Origin of the sequence: Streptomyces sp. NBC_01176 (assembly GCF_045039825.1) — a bacterium.
Classification (GTDB): domain Bacteria; phylum Actinomycetota; class Actinomycetes; order Streptomycetales; family Streptomycetaceae; genus Streptomyces.
Genome location: NZ_CP108600.1, coordinates 7,748,806 through 7,763,919, shown reverse-complemented (window position 1 = coordinate 7,763,919; position 15,114 = coordinate 7,748,806). Strand labels below are relative to the sequence as shown.

The window sequence follows — 15,114 nt, the reverse complement described above, 5'->3', positions numbered from 1 at the left end:
GTGCCCCCACTCGACGGAGACTAGCGGGCAAGTCCGCCAGAGTCAGCGAGAACAGCGGAAAAGTCCTGGTCAGCCTCCCTGGAGCCGGGCATTTGCGACATACTGCCCCGGATTTGAGGATGTATTCAGACTCGGGCCGCTCCGAACGCAGCCATCGGACGACTGCCGAAGGTCCGCCGCGGACCCGCGGGAGGTCGGCCCGAGGTCCCGAAGGCCCCGATAGGACCCGGAAAGGGCGGCTCAGGCGGCCTCGACCGCGGACCTGATCTCCTCCGCGAAGCGGTCCGCGGACTCCCGCAGCGCGAGAACGTCGGGACCGTGACGAAGAACACCTCGGCTCACGTTCGGGACGACGTTGCGCACCGCCGCCCCGAAGACTCCCGCGAGATCGGCCGCGGTGGCCCCCTGGGCGCCGATTCCCGGCGCCAGGAGCGGCCCGTTGATGTCCAGGTCGTAGGAGGAGAGATCGCCCAGGGTGGCACCGACGACCGCGCCGAAGGACCCCAGGGGCGACTCCGCGGCGTTCTCGGCGGCGAGATGGGCCAGCATGGTCGCCCCGACGGTGCGGCCGTCCTCGCGGACCGCGTGCTGCACCTCGCCGCCCTCCGGGTTGGAGGTGAGGGCGAGCACGAAGAGCCCGGCACCGCTCTCGCGCGCCAGCTCCACCGCGGGCTTCAGCGATCCGTAGCCCAGGTAGGGCGACACGGTCAGCGCGTCCGAGAACAGCGGCGCGTCCTTGCGCAGGAAGGTCTCCGCGTACGCGGCCATGGTCGAACCGATGTCGCCGCGCTTGGCGTCCATGACGACCAGCGCCCCGGCCGCCCGCGCCTGCTCGACCGACCTCTCCAGGACGGCGATCCCGCGCGAGCCGAAGCGCTCGAAGAACGCGCTCTGCGGCTTGAGGACCGCGACCCGCTCGGCCAGCGCCTCGACGACGGTGCGGCTGAAGCGCTCCAGTCCGGCGATGTCGTCGGTCAGGCCCCAGTCGGCGAGCAGGGAGGCGTGCGGGTCGATACCGACGCACAGGGGGCCGCGCTCGTCCATGGCGCGGCGCAGGCGTGCTCCGAAGGGTTCCGGGCTCATACGGGCTTCCTCACGTCGGCGCCGACCGCGTCGGCGAGGGTGGCGTACGGGCTCGTACGCAGGCGGGCGGCGAGGCCCTTGTGGATCGCGCGGCCCCAGAAGGGCCCCTCGTAGACGAAGGCGCTGTACCCCTGGACCAGCGTGGCGCCGGCCAGGATGCGCTGCCAGGCGTCCTCGGCGTTCTCGATGCCGCCCACGCCGATCAGGGTCATCCGGTCGCCCACGCGCGCGTAGAGGCGGCGCAGCACCTCCAGGGAGCGGGCCTTCAGCGGTGCGCCGGAGAGTCCGCCGGTCTCCTTGACGAGGGAGGGTCCGGACTTCAGGCCGAGTCCCTCCCTCGCGATGGTGGTGTTCGTGGCGATGATCCCGTCCAGACCGAGTTCGACGGCCAGGTCGGCGACCGCGTCGATGTCCTCGTCGGCGAGGTCGGGGGCGATCTTGACGAGGAGCGGCACACGCCGGTCGGTCACGGCACGGTCGGCGGCCTCGCGGACGGCGCTGAGCAGGGGTCGCAGCGCCTCCGTGGCCTGCAGGTCGCGCAGTCCGGGGGTGTTCGGGGAGCTCACGTTGACCACGAGGTAGTCGGCGTGCCGGGCGAGCCGCTCGGCCGACTTCACGTAGTCGCCGACGGCCTCCGCCTCGGGGACGGCCTTGGTCTTGCCGATGTTGACGCCGACGACGGTCCTGAAGACGGGCGTACGGGCCGCCAGGCGCTCGGAGACGGCCGCGGAGCCCTCGTTGTTGAACCCCATGCGGTTGATCAGCGCCCGGTCCGGCACCAGCCGGAACAGCCGCTTCCTGGGGTTGCCCGGCTGCGGCTCGCCCGTCACCGTGCCGATCTCGACGTGGTCGAAGCCGAGCATCGACATCCCGTCGATGGCGACGGCGTTCTTGTCGAAGCCGGCCGCGAGCCCGAAGGGGCCGTGCATGCGCAGCCCGAACGCCTCGGTGCGCAGCTCCTCGAAGCGGGGGGCGAGCGCGGCGGCGACGAAGGTGCGCAGGACGGGGATGCGGGCGGCGAGCCGGATCCAGCGGAAGGCGAGGTGGTGGGCCCGCTCGGGGTCCATCCGCTTGAAGACGAGGTTGAAGAAGATCTTGTACATGAGTCCTCACGAAGACGTGGAGCCCTCACGAAGAGGGGGACACCGTTTCCGGTGTCCCCCTCTCCGGGCTGCTAGTCGCGGGCCGCGGTCAGATGCTCGGCGTGTTCCTGGAGGGAGCGCACGCCCACGTCGCCGTGGTTGAGCGCGTCGATGCCCTGGACGGCGGCGGCCAGCGCCTGGACCGTCGTCAGGCACGGCACGGACCGTGCCACGGCGGCCGTACGGATCTCGTAGCCGTCGAGGCGGCCACCGGTGCCGTACGGGGTGTTGACGATGAGGTCGACCTCGCCGTCGTGGATGAGCTGGACGATGGTCCGCTCGCCGTTCGGGCCGGTGCCCTCGGACTGCTTGCGCACGACGGCGGCGTTGATGCCGTTGCGCTTGAGCACCTCGGCGGTGCCGGACGTGGCGAGCAGCTCGAAGCCGTGGGCGACGAGCTCGCGCGCCGGGAAGATCATCGAACGCTTGTCGCGGTTGGCGACCGAGATGAAGGCGCGGCCCTTGGTCGGCAGCGGACCGTACGCGGCCGCCTGCGACTTGGCGTAGGCGGTGCCGAACACCGAGTCGATGCCCATGACCTCACCCGTGGAGCGCATCTCCGGGCCGAGGACGGTGTCCACGCCGCGCCCGTGGATGTCGCGGAAGCGCGACCACGGCATGACGGCCTCCTTGACGGAGATCGGCGCGTCGAGGGGCAGTTCGCCGCCGTCGCCGTGGGCCGGGAGCAGCCCTTCGGCCCGCAGCTCCGCCACGGTCGCGCCCAGCGAGATCCGGGCGGCGGCCTTCGCCAGCGGCACCGCGGTCGCCTTCGAGGTGAAGGGAACGGTGCGCGAGGCGCGCGGGTTGGCCTCGAGGACGTACAGGATGTCGCCCGCCATGGCGAACTGGATGTTGATCAGGCCGCGGACGCCGACGCCCTTGGCGATGGCCTCCGTGGAGGCCCGCAGGCGCTTGATGTCGAACCCGCCGAGGGTGATCGGCGGCAGGGCGCACGCGGAGTCGCCGGAGTGGATGCCGGCCTCCTCGATGTGCTCCATGACGCCGCCGAGGTAGAGCTCCTCGCCGTCGTAGAGCGCGTCGACGTCGATCTCGATCGCGTCGTCGAGGAAGCGGTCGACCAGAACCGGCCGGGAGGGGCTGATCTCGGTCGACTCGGCGATGTACGAGGACAGCCGGGTCTCGTCGTAGACGATCTCCATGCCGCGGCCGCCGAGGACGTACGAGGGCCGTACGAGGACGGGGTAGCCGATCTCGTCGGCGATGGCCTTGGCCTCGACGAAGGTGGTGGCGGTGCCGTGCTTGGGGGCCGGCAGGCCGGCCTCCGCGAGGACGCGTCCGAAGGCGCCGCGGTCCTCGGCGGCGTGGATCGCCTCCGGGGAGGTGCCCACGACCGGCACGCCGTTGTCCTTGAGGGCCTGTGCCAGCCCGAGCGGGGTCTGGCCGCCGAGCTGCACGATCACACCCGCGAGGGGCCCGGCCAGCGACTCCGCGTGCACGATCTCCAGTACGTCCTCCAGCGTCAGCGGCTCGAAGTACAGACGGTCGGAGGTGTCGTAGTCGGTGGAGACGGTCTCGGGGTTGCAGTTGACCATCACGGTCTCGTAGCCCGCGTCGCCGAGCGCGAAGGAGGCGTGGACGCAGGAGTAGTCGAACTCGATGCCCTGGCCGATGCGGTTCGGTCCCGAGCCGAGGATGATGACCGCGGGCTTCTCGCGCGGGGCGACCTCGGTCTCCTCGTCGTAGGAGGAGTAGAAGTACGGCGTCTTCGCCGCGAACTCGGCGGCGCAGGTGTCGACCGTCTTGTACACCGGGCGCACGCCCAGCGCGTGCCGCACCTCGCGCACGACGTCCTCGCGCAGCCCGCGGATCTCGGCGATCTGAACGTCGGAGAAGCCGTGCCGCTTGGCCTCGGCGAGCAGTTCGGGGTGGAGCTTGTCGGCGCCGGCCAGCTCGTCCGCGATCTCCTTGATCAGGAAGAGCTGGTCCACGAACCACGGGTCGATCTTCGTCGACTCGAAGACCTCCTCGGGCGTGGCGCCCGCGCGGATGGCCTGCATGACGGAGTTGATGCGCCCGTCGGTCGGCCGCACGGCCTCGGCCAGCAGTTCGGCCTTGTCGCCCGGCTCGCCCACGAAGGTGAACTGCGAGCCCTTCTTCTCCAGCGACCGCAGCGCCTTCTGCAGCGCCTCGGTGAAGTTGCGGCCGATCGCCATGGCCTCGCCGACCGACTTCATGGTCGTGGTGAGGGTGGAGTCGGCGCTCGGGAACTTCTCGAAGGCGAAGCGCGGGGCCTTGACCACCACGTAGTCGAGCGTCGGTTCGAAGGAGGCCGGGGTCTGCTCGGTGATGTCGTTCGGGATCTCGTCGAGCGTGTAGCCGACGGCGAGCTTCGCGGCGATCTTGGCGATCGGGAAGCCGGTCGCCTTGGAGGCCAGCGCCGAGGAGCGGGAGACGCGCGGGTTCATCTCGATGACGATCACCCGGCCGTCCTCGGGGTTCACCGCGAACTGGATGTTGCAGCCGCCGGTGTCGACGCCGACCTCGCGGATGACGGCGATGCCGATGTCCCGCAGGATCTGGTACTCGCGGTCGGTGAGCGTCATCGCCGGGGCGACGGTGATCGAGTCACCGGTGTGCACGCCCATGGGGTCGAAGTTCTCGATGGAGCAGACGACCACGACGTTGTCGTGCTTGTCGCGCATCAGCTCCAGCTCGTACTCCTTCCAGCCGAGGATGGACTCCTCCAGGAGCACCTCGGTGGTCGGGGAGAGCGTCAGGCCCTGGCCGGCGATGCGGCGCAGTTCCTCCTCGTCGTGCGCGAAGCCGGAGCCGGCGCCGCCCATGGTGAAGGAGGGGCGGACGACGACGGGGTACCCGCCGAGCGTCTCGACGCCCGCCAGCACGTCGTCCATGGAGTGGCAGATGACGGAGCTGGCGGACTCGCCGTGCCCGATCTTCTCGCGCACGGCCTCGACGACGCCCTTGAAGAGGTCGCGGTCCTCGCCCTTGTTGATCGCCTCGACGTTGGCGCCGATGAGCTCGACGCCGTACTTGTCGAGCGTTCCGGCGTCGTGCAGCGAGATCGCCGTGTTGAGGGCGGTCTGACCGCCGAGGGTGGGCAGGAGCGCGTCCGGGCGCTCCTTGGCGATGATCTTCTCGACGAACTCCGGGGTGATCGGCTCGACGTAGGTGGCGTCGGCGATCTCCGGGTCGGTCATGATCGTCGCCGGGTTGGAGTTGACCAGGACGACCCGCAGGCCCTCGGCGCGCAGGACGCGGCACGCCTGGGTGCCGGAGTAGTCGAACTCGGCGGCCTGGCCGATGACGATCGGGCCGGAGCCGATGACCAGGACGGACTGGATATCGGTGCGCTTAGGCACGCTGGCCCTCCATCAGGGATACGAAGCGGTCGAACAGGTAGGCGGCGTCGTGCGGGCCGGCTGCCGCTTCGGGGTGGTACTGGACGCTGAAGGCCGGCCGGTCGAGGAGGTGGAGTCCCTCGACGACCTGGTCGTTCAGGCAGACGTGGGAGACCTCGGCGCGGCCGTAGGGGGTCTCGGAGACCTCGTCGAGCGGCGCGTCGACGGCGAAGCCGTGGTTGTGCGCGGTGACCTCGACCTTGCCGGTCGTGCGGTCCTGCACGGGCTGGTTGATGCCGCGGTGGCCGTACTTCAGCTTGTAGGTGCCGAAGCCGAGCGCGCGGCCGAGGATCTGGTTGCCGAAGCAGATGCCGAAGAGGGGCGTCCTGCGGGCGAGCACCTCCTGCATCACGGAGACCGGGCCGTCGGCGGTGGCCGGGTCACCGGGACCGTTGGAGAAGAAGACTCCGTCGGGGTTCACGGCGTACACGTCCTCGGCGGTGGCCGTGGCGGGGAGTACGTGCACCTCGATGCCGCGCTCGGCCATCCGGAGCGGGGTCATGCCCTTGATGCCCAGGTCGACGGCGGCGACGGTGAACCGCTTCTCGCCGATCGCCGGGACGACGTACGCCTCCTTGGTGGCGACCTCCGCGGCGAGGTTCGCGCCCTCCATCTCGGGTGCCTGGCGCACCTCGCCGAGCATCGTGCCCTCGTCGGGCAGCGCGTTGCCGGAGAAGATGCCGACGCGCATGGCGCCGCGCTCGCGGAGGTGGCGGGTGAGGGCACGGGTGTCGACGCCGCTGATGCCGACGACGCCCTGCGCGCGCAGTTCGTCGTCGAGGGAGCGGCGGGAGCGCCAGTTGGAGGGCACGCGGGCGGGGTCGCGGACGACGTAGCCGGCGACCCAGATCCGCTTCGACTCGGGGTCCTCGTCGTTCACACCGGTGTTGCCGACGTGCGGGGCGGTCATGACGACGACCTGGCGGTGGTACGACGGGTCGGTGAGGGTTTCCTGGTAGCCGGTCATCCCGGTGGAGAACACGGCCTCGCCGAAGGTCACCCCCGTGGCCCCGTAGGCGCGGCCGCGGAAGATCCGGCCGTCCTCCAGGACGAGTACGGCGGGAGCCGCCTTGTGCCTCTGCGAGGCGGCTCCCTGGATGGAGGTCGTCATCGTGCGCCTTCCGTGTCGTTGCTCTTGCTGATCATGTTGTTCAGGGTGTCGACCCACTCGCCGTGCTCGGCCGCGCGGTCGGAGCGGAAGCCGGAGTCGATCAGCCGGTCGCCGTGTGCCCAGGTGACGACGAGCAGGCCGCCCTCGGTGAGGACCTTTCCGGCGATGCCCTTGTCGAGCCGGGCCTCGCGCAGTGCCTCGGCGGGGACGAAGAAGTCGGTCGCGCCGGGGCGTACGACGTCCAGTCCCGCGTCCGTCAGCGTGAGCTCGACCCGGCTGCGGGTGCCCAGGCCGTGCGCGACGATGCGGTCGAGCCACTGCCCGGCGGTGGTGGAACCGTGGTAGCGGCCGCTCATGCCCAGTCTCGCCGGACCGGGGTCGTCCGGCGCGGTGGGCAGCTCCGGCAGGTCGCCCTGGAGGGTGCCGCGCCACTTCCAGCCCTCGCGCATCAGCCAGTAGACGAGGGCGACGAAGAGGACCAGTCCGACGAGCCAGCCGATCCGGGCGGCCCAGTCGGTCACTTCGGCCGACTTCTGTTCGGCAGCCAGGGAGGCGGCCATCGGGATGAGAGGTGTCACGCGAGCTTCCCGTCGACGAGGGTGGCCTTGCCCCGCAGCCACGTGTGGGTGACCCGGCCCGGCAGCTCACGGCCCTCGTAGGGGGTGTTGCGGCTGCGCGAGGCGAAGCCCGCGGGGTCCACGGACCCACGGTATGCGGTGTCGACGAGCGTGAGGTTGGCGGGCTCGCCTGCCGAGACGGGGCGGCCGTGCCCGTCGGCCCGCCCGATGCGGGCGGGAGCGGAGGACATCCGGTCGGCGACGCCTGCCCAGTCGAGCAGACCGGTCTCGACCATCGTCTGCTGGACGACGGACAGCGCGGTCTCGAGGCCCACCATGCCCATGGCGGCGGCGGCCCACTCGCAGTCCTTGTCCTCGTGCGGGTGCGGCGCGTGGTCGGTGGCGACGATGTCGATCGTGCCGTCGGCGAGCGCCTCGCGCAGGGCCGTCACGTCACGCTCGGTCCGCAGCGGCGGGTTGACCTTGTAGACCGGGTTGTAGGTGCGGACCAGCTCGTCGGTGAGGAGGAGGTGGTGCGGGGTGACCTCGGCGGTCACGTCGATGCCGCGGGACTTGGCCCAGCGCACGATCTCGACGCTGCCGGCGGTCGACAGGTGGCAGATGTGGACGCGCGAGCCGACGTGCTCGGCGAGCAGGACGTCCCGGGCGATGATCGATTCCTCGGCCACCGCCGGCCAGCCTCCGAGGCCGAGTTCGGCGGAGACGACGCCCTCGTTCATCTGGGCGCCCTCGGTGAGGCGGGGTTCCTGCGCGTGCTGGGCCACGACGCCGCCGAAGGCCTTCACGTACTCCAGCGCCCGGCGCATGATCACCGCGTCGTCCACGCACTTGCCGTCGTCCGAGAAGACCGTGACGCCGGCGGCGGACTCGTGCATGGCGCCGAGCTCGGCGAGCTTCCTGCCCTCCAGGCCGACCGTCACGGCGCCGATGGGCTGCACGTCGCAGTAGCCGTGCTCCCGGCCGAGCCGGTAGACCTGCTCGACGACGCCGGCGGTGTCGGCGACCGGGAAGGTGTTGGCCATGGCGAACACAGCGGTGTAGCCGCCGCTCGCCGCCGCCCGCGTGCCGGTCAGGACGGTCTCGGAGTCCTCACGGCCGGGCTCGCGCAGATGGGTGTGCAGGTCGACGAGGCCCGGCAGGAGCACCTTGCCGTCCGCCTCGACGACCTCGGCGCCCTCCGCCGGCAGTCCGGTGCCGACCGCGGCGATCGTGTCGCCGTCGATCAGGACGTCCTGCGGCTCGCCGCCGAGCACCTTCGCACCACGGATCAGGATCTTGCTCATTCTTCTTACTTCTCCTCGGTGCGGGTGTGGGTGACGGCGGGCTCGTTGCCGCCCAGCAGGAGGTACAGGACGGCCATGCGGATGGAGACACCGTTGGCGACCTGCTCCACGACGGTGCAGCGATCGGAGTCGGCCACCTCGGCGGTGATCTCCATGCCGCGGACCATCGGGCCGGGGTGCATCACGATGGCGTGCTCGGGCATCTTCGCCATGCGGTCGCCGTCGAGCCCGTAGCGGCGCGAGTACTCGCGCTCGGTCGGGAAGAAGGCCGCGTTCATCCGCTCGCGCTGGACGCGCAGCATCATCACCGCGTCGGACTTGGCGAGCGTGCTGTCGAGGTCGTACGAGACCTCGCAGGGCCAGGATCCGACGCCGACCGGCACCAGCGTCGGCGGTGCGACGAGGGTGACCTCGGCGCCGAGGGTGTGCAGCAGGTCGACGTTGGAACGGGCGACGCGGCTGTGCAGGACGTCACCGACGATCGTGATGCGCTTGCCGGCCAGGTCCTGGCCGATCCCGGCGTCGCGGCCGACCAGGCGGCGGCGCATGGTGAAGGCGTCCAGCAGGGCCTGTGTGGGGTGCTGGTGGGTGCCGTCGCCCGCGTTGATCACGGCCGCGTCGATCCAGCCGGAGGTGGCGAGCCGGTACGGGGCTCCGGAGGCGCCGTGCCGGATGACGACGGCGTCGACGCCCATGGCTTCGAGGGTCTGGGCGGTGTCCTTGAGGGACTCGCCCTTGGAGACGCTCGATCCCTTGGCGGTGAAGTTGATGACGTCCGCGGAGAGGCGCTTCTCCGCGGCCTCGAAGGAGATCCGGGTGCGGGTCGAGTCCTCGAAGAAGAGGTTGACGACGGTGCGGCCGCGCAGGGTCGGCAGCTTCTTGATCGGCCGGTCGGCGACCCGGGCCATCTCCTCGGCGGTGTCGAGGATCAGGACGGCGTCGTCGCGGGTGAGGTCGGCGGCCGAGATGAGATGACGCTGCATCTGTCAGGCTCCGTAAGGCAGTTCAGTTCGGGAGGCGGGCGCCGCGGGGGTGTGCCCCGGGAGCGCCGCGGCGGGCGTGCGGGCGCGCAGGCGCACTCGGAGGGCGTACCGCGGTGACGGACGCCGGAGTGCTACTGCTGCGCGTCCGGGGAGATCCGCTTCGCACCGAGCAGCACGGTGTCGCGACCGTCCTCCTCGGCGAGCTGGACCTTGACCGTCTCCCGCAGCGACGTGGGGAGGTTCTTGCCGACGTAGTCGGCGCGGATGGGCAGTTCGCGGTGACCGCGGTCGACGAGGACCGCGAGCTGCACGGCGCGCGGGCGGCCGATGTCGTTCAGCGCGTCCAGTGCGGCACGGATCGTGCGCCCCGAGAACAGCACGTCGTCCACGAGGACGACCAGGCGGCCGTCGATGCCGTCGCCCGGGATCTCGGTACGGGCCAGCGCTCGCGGCGGATGCATGCGCAGGTCGTCGCGGTACATGGTGATGTCGAGCGAGCCCACCGGGATCTTGCGGCCGGTGATCTCCGCGAGCTTGTCGGCCAGTCTGCGGGCCAGGAAGACGCCCCGGGTCGGGATGCCGAGGAGCACCACGTCGTCGGCGCCCTTGGCGCGCTCGACGATCTCGTGGGCGATGCGGGTCAGCACCCGCGCGATGTCGGGGCCCTCGAGAACGGGCCGCGCGCCGGCTGCGTACTGCTGCTTTTCCTGCTCAGAGTCCATACGAAACGGACCTCCTTCTCCGCCTCACGGGACGGATCATTAAAGGACGTCGGATTTGCGCCATCCACGGTACCAGCCCGGCAACGCGCCTGATCACCCCCCTTTGAGCCACCCCGGGTGACCCCCGTGGAGCGGTCGGTCCGGACCATTCGGCTTGACGGGGGAGAGTAACGCTGCGTAACCTCACAGTGAGTCACCAGAGTCACCAGCCGCGCGGCCGAGCCGCACGTTGATACAGCGTCCGGGGAGCTATATGTCCAGCGAATACGCCAAACAGCTCGGGGCCAAGCTCCGGGCCATCCGCACCCAGCAGGGCCTTTCCCTCCACGGAGTCGAGGAGAAGTCCCAGGGACGCTGGAAGGCGGTCGTGGTCGGTTCCTACGAGCGAGGCGACCGCGCCGTGACCGTGCAGCGTCTTGCCGAACTGGCCGATTTCTACGGGGTCCCCGTGCAGGAGCTGCTGCCCGGCACCACTCCGGGCGGGGCCGCCGAGCCGCCGCCGAAGCTCGTCCTCGACCTGGAGCGCCTGGCCCACGTGCCGGCCGAGAAGGCGGGACCCCTGCAGCGCTACGCCGCGACGATCCAGTCGCAGCGCGGTGACTACAACGGCAAGGTGCTCTCGATCCGCCAGGACGACCTGCGCACCCTCGCCGTCATCTACGACCAGTCGCCCTCGGTCCTCACCGAGCAGCTGATCAGCTGGGGTGTGCTGGACGCCGACGCGCGCCGCGCCGTCGCCCACGAAGAGGTCTGACCCCTTCGGACAGCTCAGCAGAAACGTGCCGCCGGGGTGGCCGGGACCATGAGGTTCCAGCCACCCCGGCGGCTTTCTGCGGGCCTCGGGGCCCATGTGGGTACAGGAACGCCGGAGGGCCCGCAGCGAACGCGCTGCGGGCCCTCCGGCGATTTCCCAGCCGTTTCCCGGCTGTGCGGACGAGCCGCGGTCAGGCCTCGTCGCGGCGGAGCGACGGCTTCAGGTCCTTGAGCCGGCCCAGCAGTCCGTTGACGAACGAGGGCGACTCGTCCGTGGAGAACTCCTTGGCCAGCTGCACCGCCTCGTCGAGCACCACCGCGTCGGGGGTTCCGTCGACCCAGATCAGCTCGTAGGCGCCGAGGCGCAGGATGTTGCGGTCGACGACCGGCATCCTGTCCAGCGTCCAGTCGACGGCGTACGTCGCGATGAGCTCGTCGATCCGCTTCGCCTTGGTGGCGTAGCCCTCGACCAGCTCCATCGTGTACTCGCTGACCGGCGGCTGCCGGGTGTCGTTCCGGGAGTGCCGGATCCAGTCCGCGAGGACCGTCAGGACGTCCACGCCGCGCTGGTCGCCCTCGAAGAGGATCTGGAAGGCGCGCTTGCGGGCCGTGTTGCGGGCAGCCACGGTTAGCTGTTCACCCGGCCGAGGTAGTCGCTCGTGCGGGTGTCGACCTTGATCTTCTCACCGGTGGTGATGAAGAGCGGGACCTGGATCTGGTGGCCGGTCTCCAGGGTGGCGGGCTTGGTGCCACCGGTGGAGCGGTCGCCCTGGACACCCGGCTCGGTCTCCTGGATGACGAGCTCGACGGCGGCGGGCAGCTCGACGAAGAGCACCTCGCCCTCGTGCTGCGCCACGGTGGCCGTGAAGCCCTCGATCAGGAAGTTGGCGGCGTCGCCGACGGACTTGCGGTCGACCATGAGCTGGTCGTACGTGTCCATGTCCATGAAGACGAAGTACTCGCCGTCCATGTACGAGAACTGCATGTCGCGCTTGTCGATCGTGGCCGTCTCAACCTTGACGCCGGCGTTGAACGTCTTGTCGACGACCTTGCCGGAGAGCACGTTCTTCAGCTTGGTGCGCACGAAGGCCGGGCCCTTGCCGGGCTTGACGTGCTGGAACTCGACGACGGACCAGAGCTGGCCTCCGTCGAGCTTGAGCACCAGGCCGTTCTTGAGGTCGTTCGTGGAAGCCACGGTTGCGGAATCTCCTGGACTGACGTGGACGACCCCGGGACACGCGCACAGCCGAGGGCTAGAGCGCGAGCAGTTCCTTGGTCGTGATGGTGAGTAGCTCGGGTCCGCCGTCCGCCTCGGGGCGCACGACGAGCGTGTCATCGATCCTGACACCGCCCCGGCCCGGGAGGTGGACCCCCGGTTCGACGGTGACCGGCACGCAAGCGTCCAGTTTACCCATGGCCGCGGGGGCCAGCTGCGGGTCCTCGTCGATTTCGAGCCCGACACCGTGCCCCGTCAGTGAGGGAAGGGCCTCCGCGTACCCCGCGGAATCGAGCACCTGGCGTGCCGCGCGGTCCACGTCGCGGTAGGCGACGCCGGGCACCAGCGCCTCGCGTCCGGCCCGCTGGGCGGCGAAGACGAGGTCGTAGAGGGCGATCTGCCAGTCCGCGGGCGAGGTGCCGATCACGAAGGTGCGGCCGACCTCGCAGCGGTAGCCGCGATAGGTCGCGCCGAGGCAGACGGACAGGAAATCGCCCTCCTCGACCCGCCGGTCCGTGGGCCGGTGCCCGCATCTCCCGGAGTTCGGCCCGGTGCCCACCGAGGTCGCGAAGGCCGGTCCGTCGGCGCCGTGGTCGACCAGACGGCGCTCGAGTTCGAGGGCGAGATGACGCTCCGTCCGGCCGACGAGAATGGATTCGAGGAGTTCCCCGAGGGCCTGGTCGGCGATCTCCGCGCCGATCCGCAGACAGGAGATCTCCTCCTCGTCCTTGATCACCCGCAGCTGTTCGACCGCGGCGCCCAGGTCGCTCAGGCGCAGCCGCGGTGCCACCGACCCCATGGCCCGGTGCCGGCTCACGGTCAGGTGGTGCTCCTCCACGGCCAGCGAGTCGGCTCCCTGAGCGGTGGCGACGTCGGCCGCGGCGACGGCCGGGTCGCCGCCCGCACCGGACAGCGCCTGTACGCGCAGCGCCTCGTCCGGATGTCCCGCGCCGACCTCGTCGCCCAGCGGACCCGTGCAGAGCAACAGGTCCTCGCCCCTGCCCAGCAGGAGGACGGCACCACGCGGGGCCGCCCCCGCGAGGTACCTCACGTTGGCGGGGCGGGTGACGAGCGCGGTCGCGCTGCCGCCCGCCGTACAGCGCTCCCTCAGCCGCTCGCGGCGAGCCGCGTACACCTCTGACATGGATCGAGCCTACGAGCGCCGACCGGATACCGCCGGTTCAGCGGGGCCGGACGGGCGCGTGGGGGCACGGGGCGCACGGAGACCCGGGGTGCCGGAGCTGCCGGAGGTACGGCCGGGGGTGCCGACGCGTGCCGGCCCGGGGCCCGAAGGTAGGGCCGGGGGTGCCGGCGCACGTACCCGGCCTGCGTCGGACGTGCGGCCGGGCGCGATACCGGCGCACGTACCCGCATGCATCGGAGATACGGCCGGGGGTGGGACCGGCGCGCGTACCCGGCAGGCGCCGGACGTACGGCCCGGCGCCATACCGGCGCACGTACTCAGCAGGCATCGGAGATACGGCCGGGGTGGGACCAGCACACGTACCCAGCCTGCGTCGGACGTGCGGCCGGGCGCGATACCGGCGCACGTACCCGGCCCGCGCCGGACGTACGGCCGGGGGTAGGACCGGCGCGCGTACCCGGCAGGCGCCGGACGTACGGCCGGGCGTGACATCGGCACGCATACCCGGCGGGCGTCGGGCGCACGGTCGCAGGTGGTGCCGACGCGCGTACCCGGCCGGCGTCGGTGGATGCCCGCGCGGCGCCCGCGGACGCGTGCGACACCGTCGGCACGGCACCGCGGGTCCACGCCGGACGCCGTGCCGTCAGGACGGGGCTACCACTGCGGGGGGCTGGCGATCGAGCGGGCGAGCACGTCGTCCAGGACCCGGGCCGTGGTCGGTACGTCGAGCTGCGAGTTGTCGATGATGGGCAGCCCGGAGCCGTACCAGCCGGCCATCCGGCCGTGGATGCGGGCCACTTCCTCGTCGGTGAGGCGGCGGTTTCCGGAGCGCTCCGCGTTGCGCTCCAGGACTATCTCCAGGCCCGGCAGCAGGACGACGGGCAGCAGACCAGGACCGACGTGCCGCTTCCAGCCGCCGAGGCCGACGACCGGGCGGTCCGGGAAGACGGCGTCGTCGAGGATGCAGGAGATGCCGTTCGCCAGGAAGTTCCGCGCGGCGAAGCCGCAGGTGCGGCGGGCCAGGCGGTACTGCGCCTCCGAGTGGTCGTTCCACCCCGACTGGGGGTCGGCGAATCCGGAGCGCACCCATTCGCGTACGTCGTCGAGGCTGATGTGGGCCGTCGGGACGCGGCGGTGGTCCGCCCAGTACTTGGCGACGCTGGTCTTGCCCGCGCCCGCGGGGCCGATGAGCAGCACGGCGAGCGTGGTCGCCGTGGGATCGGGGGCGCCCGTGGCGGGGGCTGCGCTCGGCATGGCGACCGGGCCGCCCGGGGGCAGCTGCACATGCCCCGTGGTGTCGGGCACGGGCGGTACGGGGCCGTGCTGCGGGGGCGCGGGGTGCGGCAGGTGCGTCGGCGGAGCCGGAGGTCCCGGCGGCGGGCCGGCGAAGCCGGGCGCGGGTGCGTTCGTGGGTGCCGGACCCGGGTGTCCGCCGGGGTGCCCCGGGTGCTGCGCGGCCGGCGACCAGCCGGCGCCCGGTCCGTGCCCCGGCTGGTGGGGCGGCGGCAGCGGAGCCCCCACTGCGTGCTGCATCCGGTGCCACTCCGTCTCGTACAGGCGATGGGCGCTGGCGAGCGGAGCCTCGGTCCCGACCCGCTCTCCCCCACCCTAGAGGGCGCGGGAGGCGCCCCTACCGAACGGTACCTTCCCCGGCCGCCGTTGTGTGAACGGCCGGGAAAGGCGGGAAGTGCCCATGAGGCGAGGGCAAACCTGCCCAAG

The 15,114-nt window shown here is 71.3% G+C and carries 13 protein-coding genes; 1 reads left to right on the top strand and 12 read right to left on the bottom strand.

The genetic code is table 11. The features are described from left to right. Positions 1 to 240: 240 nt before the first annotated feature. The 8 genes from pyrF to pyrR all read right to left on the bottom strand — a co-directional run bounded on the left by pyrF (position 241) and on the right by pyrR (position 10,282). Complete coding sequence (gene pyrF, locus OG199_RS33715; RefSeq protein ID WP_405832629.1) at positions 241 to 1,083, bottom strand: orotidine-5'-phosphate decarboxylase; 843 nt, start codon at positions 1,081 to 1,083, stop codon at positions 241 to 243. Then, positions 1,080 to 2,186, bottom strand: coding sequence for a quinone-dependent dihydroorotate dehydrogenase (locus OG199_RS33710; RefSeq protein WP_405832627.1), 1,107 nt, complete (start codon positions 2,184 to 2,186; stop codon positions 1,080 to 1,082). The genes pyrF and OG199_RS33710 overlap by 4 nt, the downstream gene beginning before the upstream one ends. A 71-nt stretch (positions 2,187 to 2,257) precedes the next feature. Beyond that, positions 2,258 to 5,566, bottom strand: coding sequence for a carbamoyl-phosphate synthase large subunit (carB, locus tag OG199_RS33705; RefSeq protein WP_401802642.1), 3,309 nt, complete (start codon positions 5,564 to 5,566; stop codon positions 2,258 to 2,260). Next, positions 5,559 to 6,716, bottom strand: coding sequence for a glutamine-hydrolyzing carbamoyl-phosphate synthase small subunit (gene carA, locus OG199_RS33700; RefSeq protein ID WP_402176728.1), 1,158 nt, complete (start codon positions 6,714 to 6,716; stop codon positions 5,559 to 5,561). Before carA ends, carB begins: the two co-directional genes overlap by 8 nt. After that, the gene (locus OG199_RS33695; protein ID WP_405834757.1) at positions 6,713 to 7,276 is read right to left on the bottom strand and encodes a hypothetical protein; all 564 of its coding nucleotides are present in this window, start codon (positions 7,274 to 7,276) and stop codon (positions 6,713 to 6,715) included. The genes carA and OG199_RS33695 overlap by 4 nt, the downstream gene beginning before the upstream one ends. Positions 7,277 to 7,290: 14 nt before the next feature. Then, positions 7,291 to 8,577: a dihydroorotase gene (locus tag OG199_RS33690; protein ID WP_405832624.1), complete on the bottom strand. Its 1,287-nt coding sequence runs from the start codon at positions 8,575 to 8,577 to the stop codon at positions 7,291 to 7,293. A 5-nt stretch (positions 8,578 to 8,582) separates the two neighbouring features. After that, positions 8,583 to 9,560, bottom strand: coding sequence for an aspartate carbamoyltransferase catalytic subunit (locus OG199_RS33685; protein WP_356809250.1), 978 nt, complete (start codon positions 9,558 to 9,560; stop codon positions 8,583 to 8,585). A 131-nt stretch (positions 9,561 to 9,691) separates the two neighbouring features. Beyond that, positions 9,692 to 10,282: a bifunctional pyr operon transcriptional regulator/uracil phosphoribosyltransferase PyrR gene (gene pyrR, locus OG199_RS33680; RefSeq protein WP_266697707.1), complete on the bottom strand. Its 591-nt coding sequence runs from the start codon at positions 10,280 to 10,282 to the stop codon at positions 9,692 to 9,694. Positions 10,283 to 10,535: 253 nt separating this feature from the next. Between pyrR and bldD the strand changes: the two genes are divergently transcribed. Then, the gene (gene bldD / locus OG199_RS33675) at positions 10,536 to 11,036 is read left to right on the top strand and encodes a transcriptional regulator BldD (RefSeq protein ID WP_148007825.1); all 501 of its coding nucleotides are present in this window, start codon (positions 10,536 to 10,538) and stop codon (positions 11,034 to 11,036) included. Positions 11,037 to 11,226: 190 nt separating this feature from the next. On the opposite strand, the gene nusB is transcribed toward bldD, so the two are convergent. From nusB to OG199_RS33655, 4 genes are all read right to left on the bottom strand, one after another. Beyond that, positions 11,227 to 11,661, bottom strand: a complete 435-nt coding sequence (gene nusB, locus OG199_RS33670; RefSeq protein WP_168527171.1) for a transcription antitermination factor NusB — start codon at positions 11,659 to 11,661, stop codon at positions 11,227 to 11,229. A 2-nt stretch (positions 11,662 to 11,663) separates the two neighbouring features. Further along, positions 11,664 to 12,230, bottom strand: a complete 567-nt coding sequence (efp, locus tag OG199_RS33665; protein WP_010988257.1) for an elongation factor P — start codon at positions 12,228 to 12,230, stop codon at positions 11,664 to 11,666. A 58-nt stretch (positions 12,231 to 12,288) separates the two neighbouring features. Then, complete coding sequence (locus OG199_RS33660; protein ID WP_356805292.1) at positions 12,289 to 13,395, bottom strand: aminopeptidase P family protein; 1,107 nt, start codon at positions 13,393 to 13,395, stop codon at positions 12,289 to 12,291. 654 nt (positions 13,396 to 14,049) lie between these two features. Continuing rightward, the gene (locus OG199_RS33655) at positions 14,050 to 14,928 is read right to left on the bottom strand and encodes a Pro-rich N-terminal domain-containing protein (protein WP_356805294.1); all 879 of its coding nucleotides are present in this window, start codon (positions 14,926 to 14,928) and stop codon (positions 14,050 to 14,052) included. Positions 14,929 to 15,114 lie beyond the last annotated feature (186 nt).

What these genes read in the sequence shown, in the direction of transcription:
- pyrF (WP_405832629.1), bottom strand. Translation starts at nt 1,083, where the DNA reads ATGAGCCCGGAACCCTTCGGAGCACGCCTGCGCCGCGCCATGGACGAG.
- OG199_RS33710 (WP_405832627.1), bottom strand. Translation starts at nt 2,186, where the DNA reads ATGTACAAGATCTTCTTCAACCTCGTCTTCAAGCGGATGGACCCCGAG.
- carA (WP_402176728.1), bottom strand. Translation starts at nt 6,716, where the DNA reads ATGACGACCTCCATCCAGGGAGCCGCCTCGCAGAGGCACAAGGCGGCT.
- OG199_RS33695 (WP_405834757.1), bottom strand. Translation starts at nt 7,276, where the DNA reads ATGGCCGCCTCCCTGGCTGCCGAACAGAAGTCGGCCGAAGTGACCGAC.
- OG199_RS33690 (WP_405832624.1), bottom strand. Translation starts at nt 8,577, where the DNA reads ATGAGCAAGATCCTGATCCGTGGTGCGAAGGTGCTCGGCGGCGAGCCG.
- OG199_RS33685 (WP_356809250.1), bottom strand. Translation starts at nt 9,560, where the DNA reads ATGCAGCGTCATCTCATCTCGGCCGCCGACCTCACCCGCGACGACGCC.
- pyrR (WP_266697707.1), bottom strand. Translation starts at nt 10,282, where the DNA reads ATGGACTCTGAGCAGGAAAAGCAGCAGTACGCAGCCGGCGCGCGGCCC.
- bldD (WP_148007825.1), top strand. Translation starts at nt 10,536, where the DNA reads ATGTCCAGCGAATACGCCAAACAGCTCGGGGCCAAGCTCCGGGCCATC.
- OG199_RS33660 (WP_356805292.1), bottom strand. Translation starts at nt 13,395, where the DNA reads ATGTCAGAGGTGTACGCGGCTCGCCGCGAGCGGCTGAGGGAGCGCTGT.
- OG199_RS33655 (WP_356805294.1), bottom strand. Translation starts at nt 14,928, where the DNA reads ATGCAGCACGCAGTGGGGGCTCCGCTGCCGCCGCCCCACCAGCCGGGG.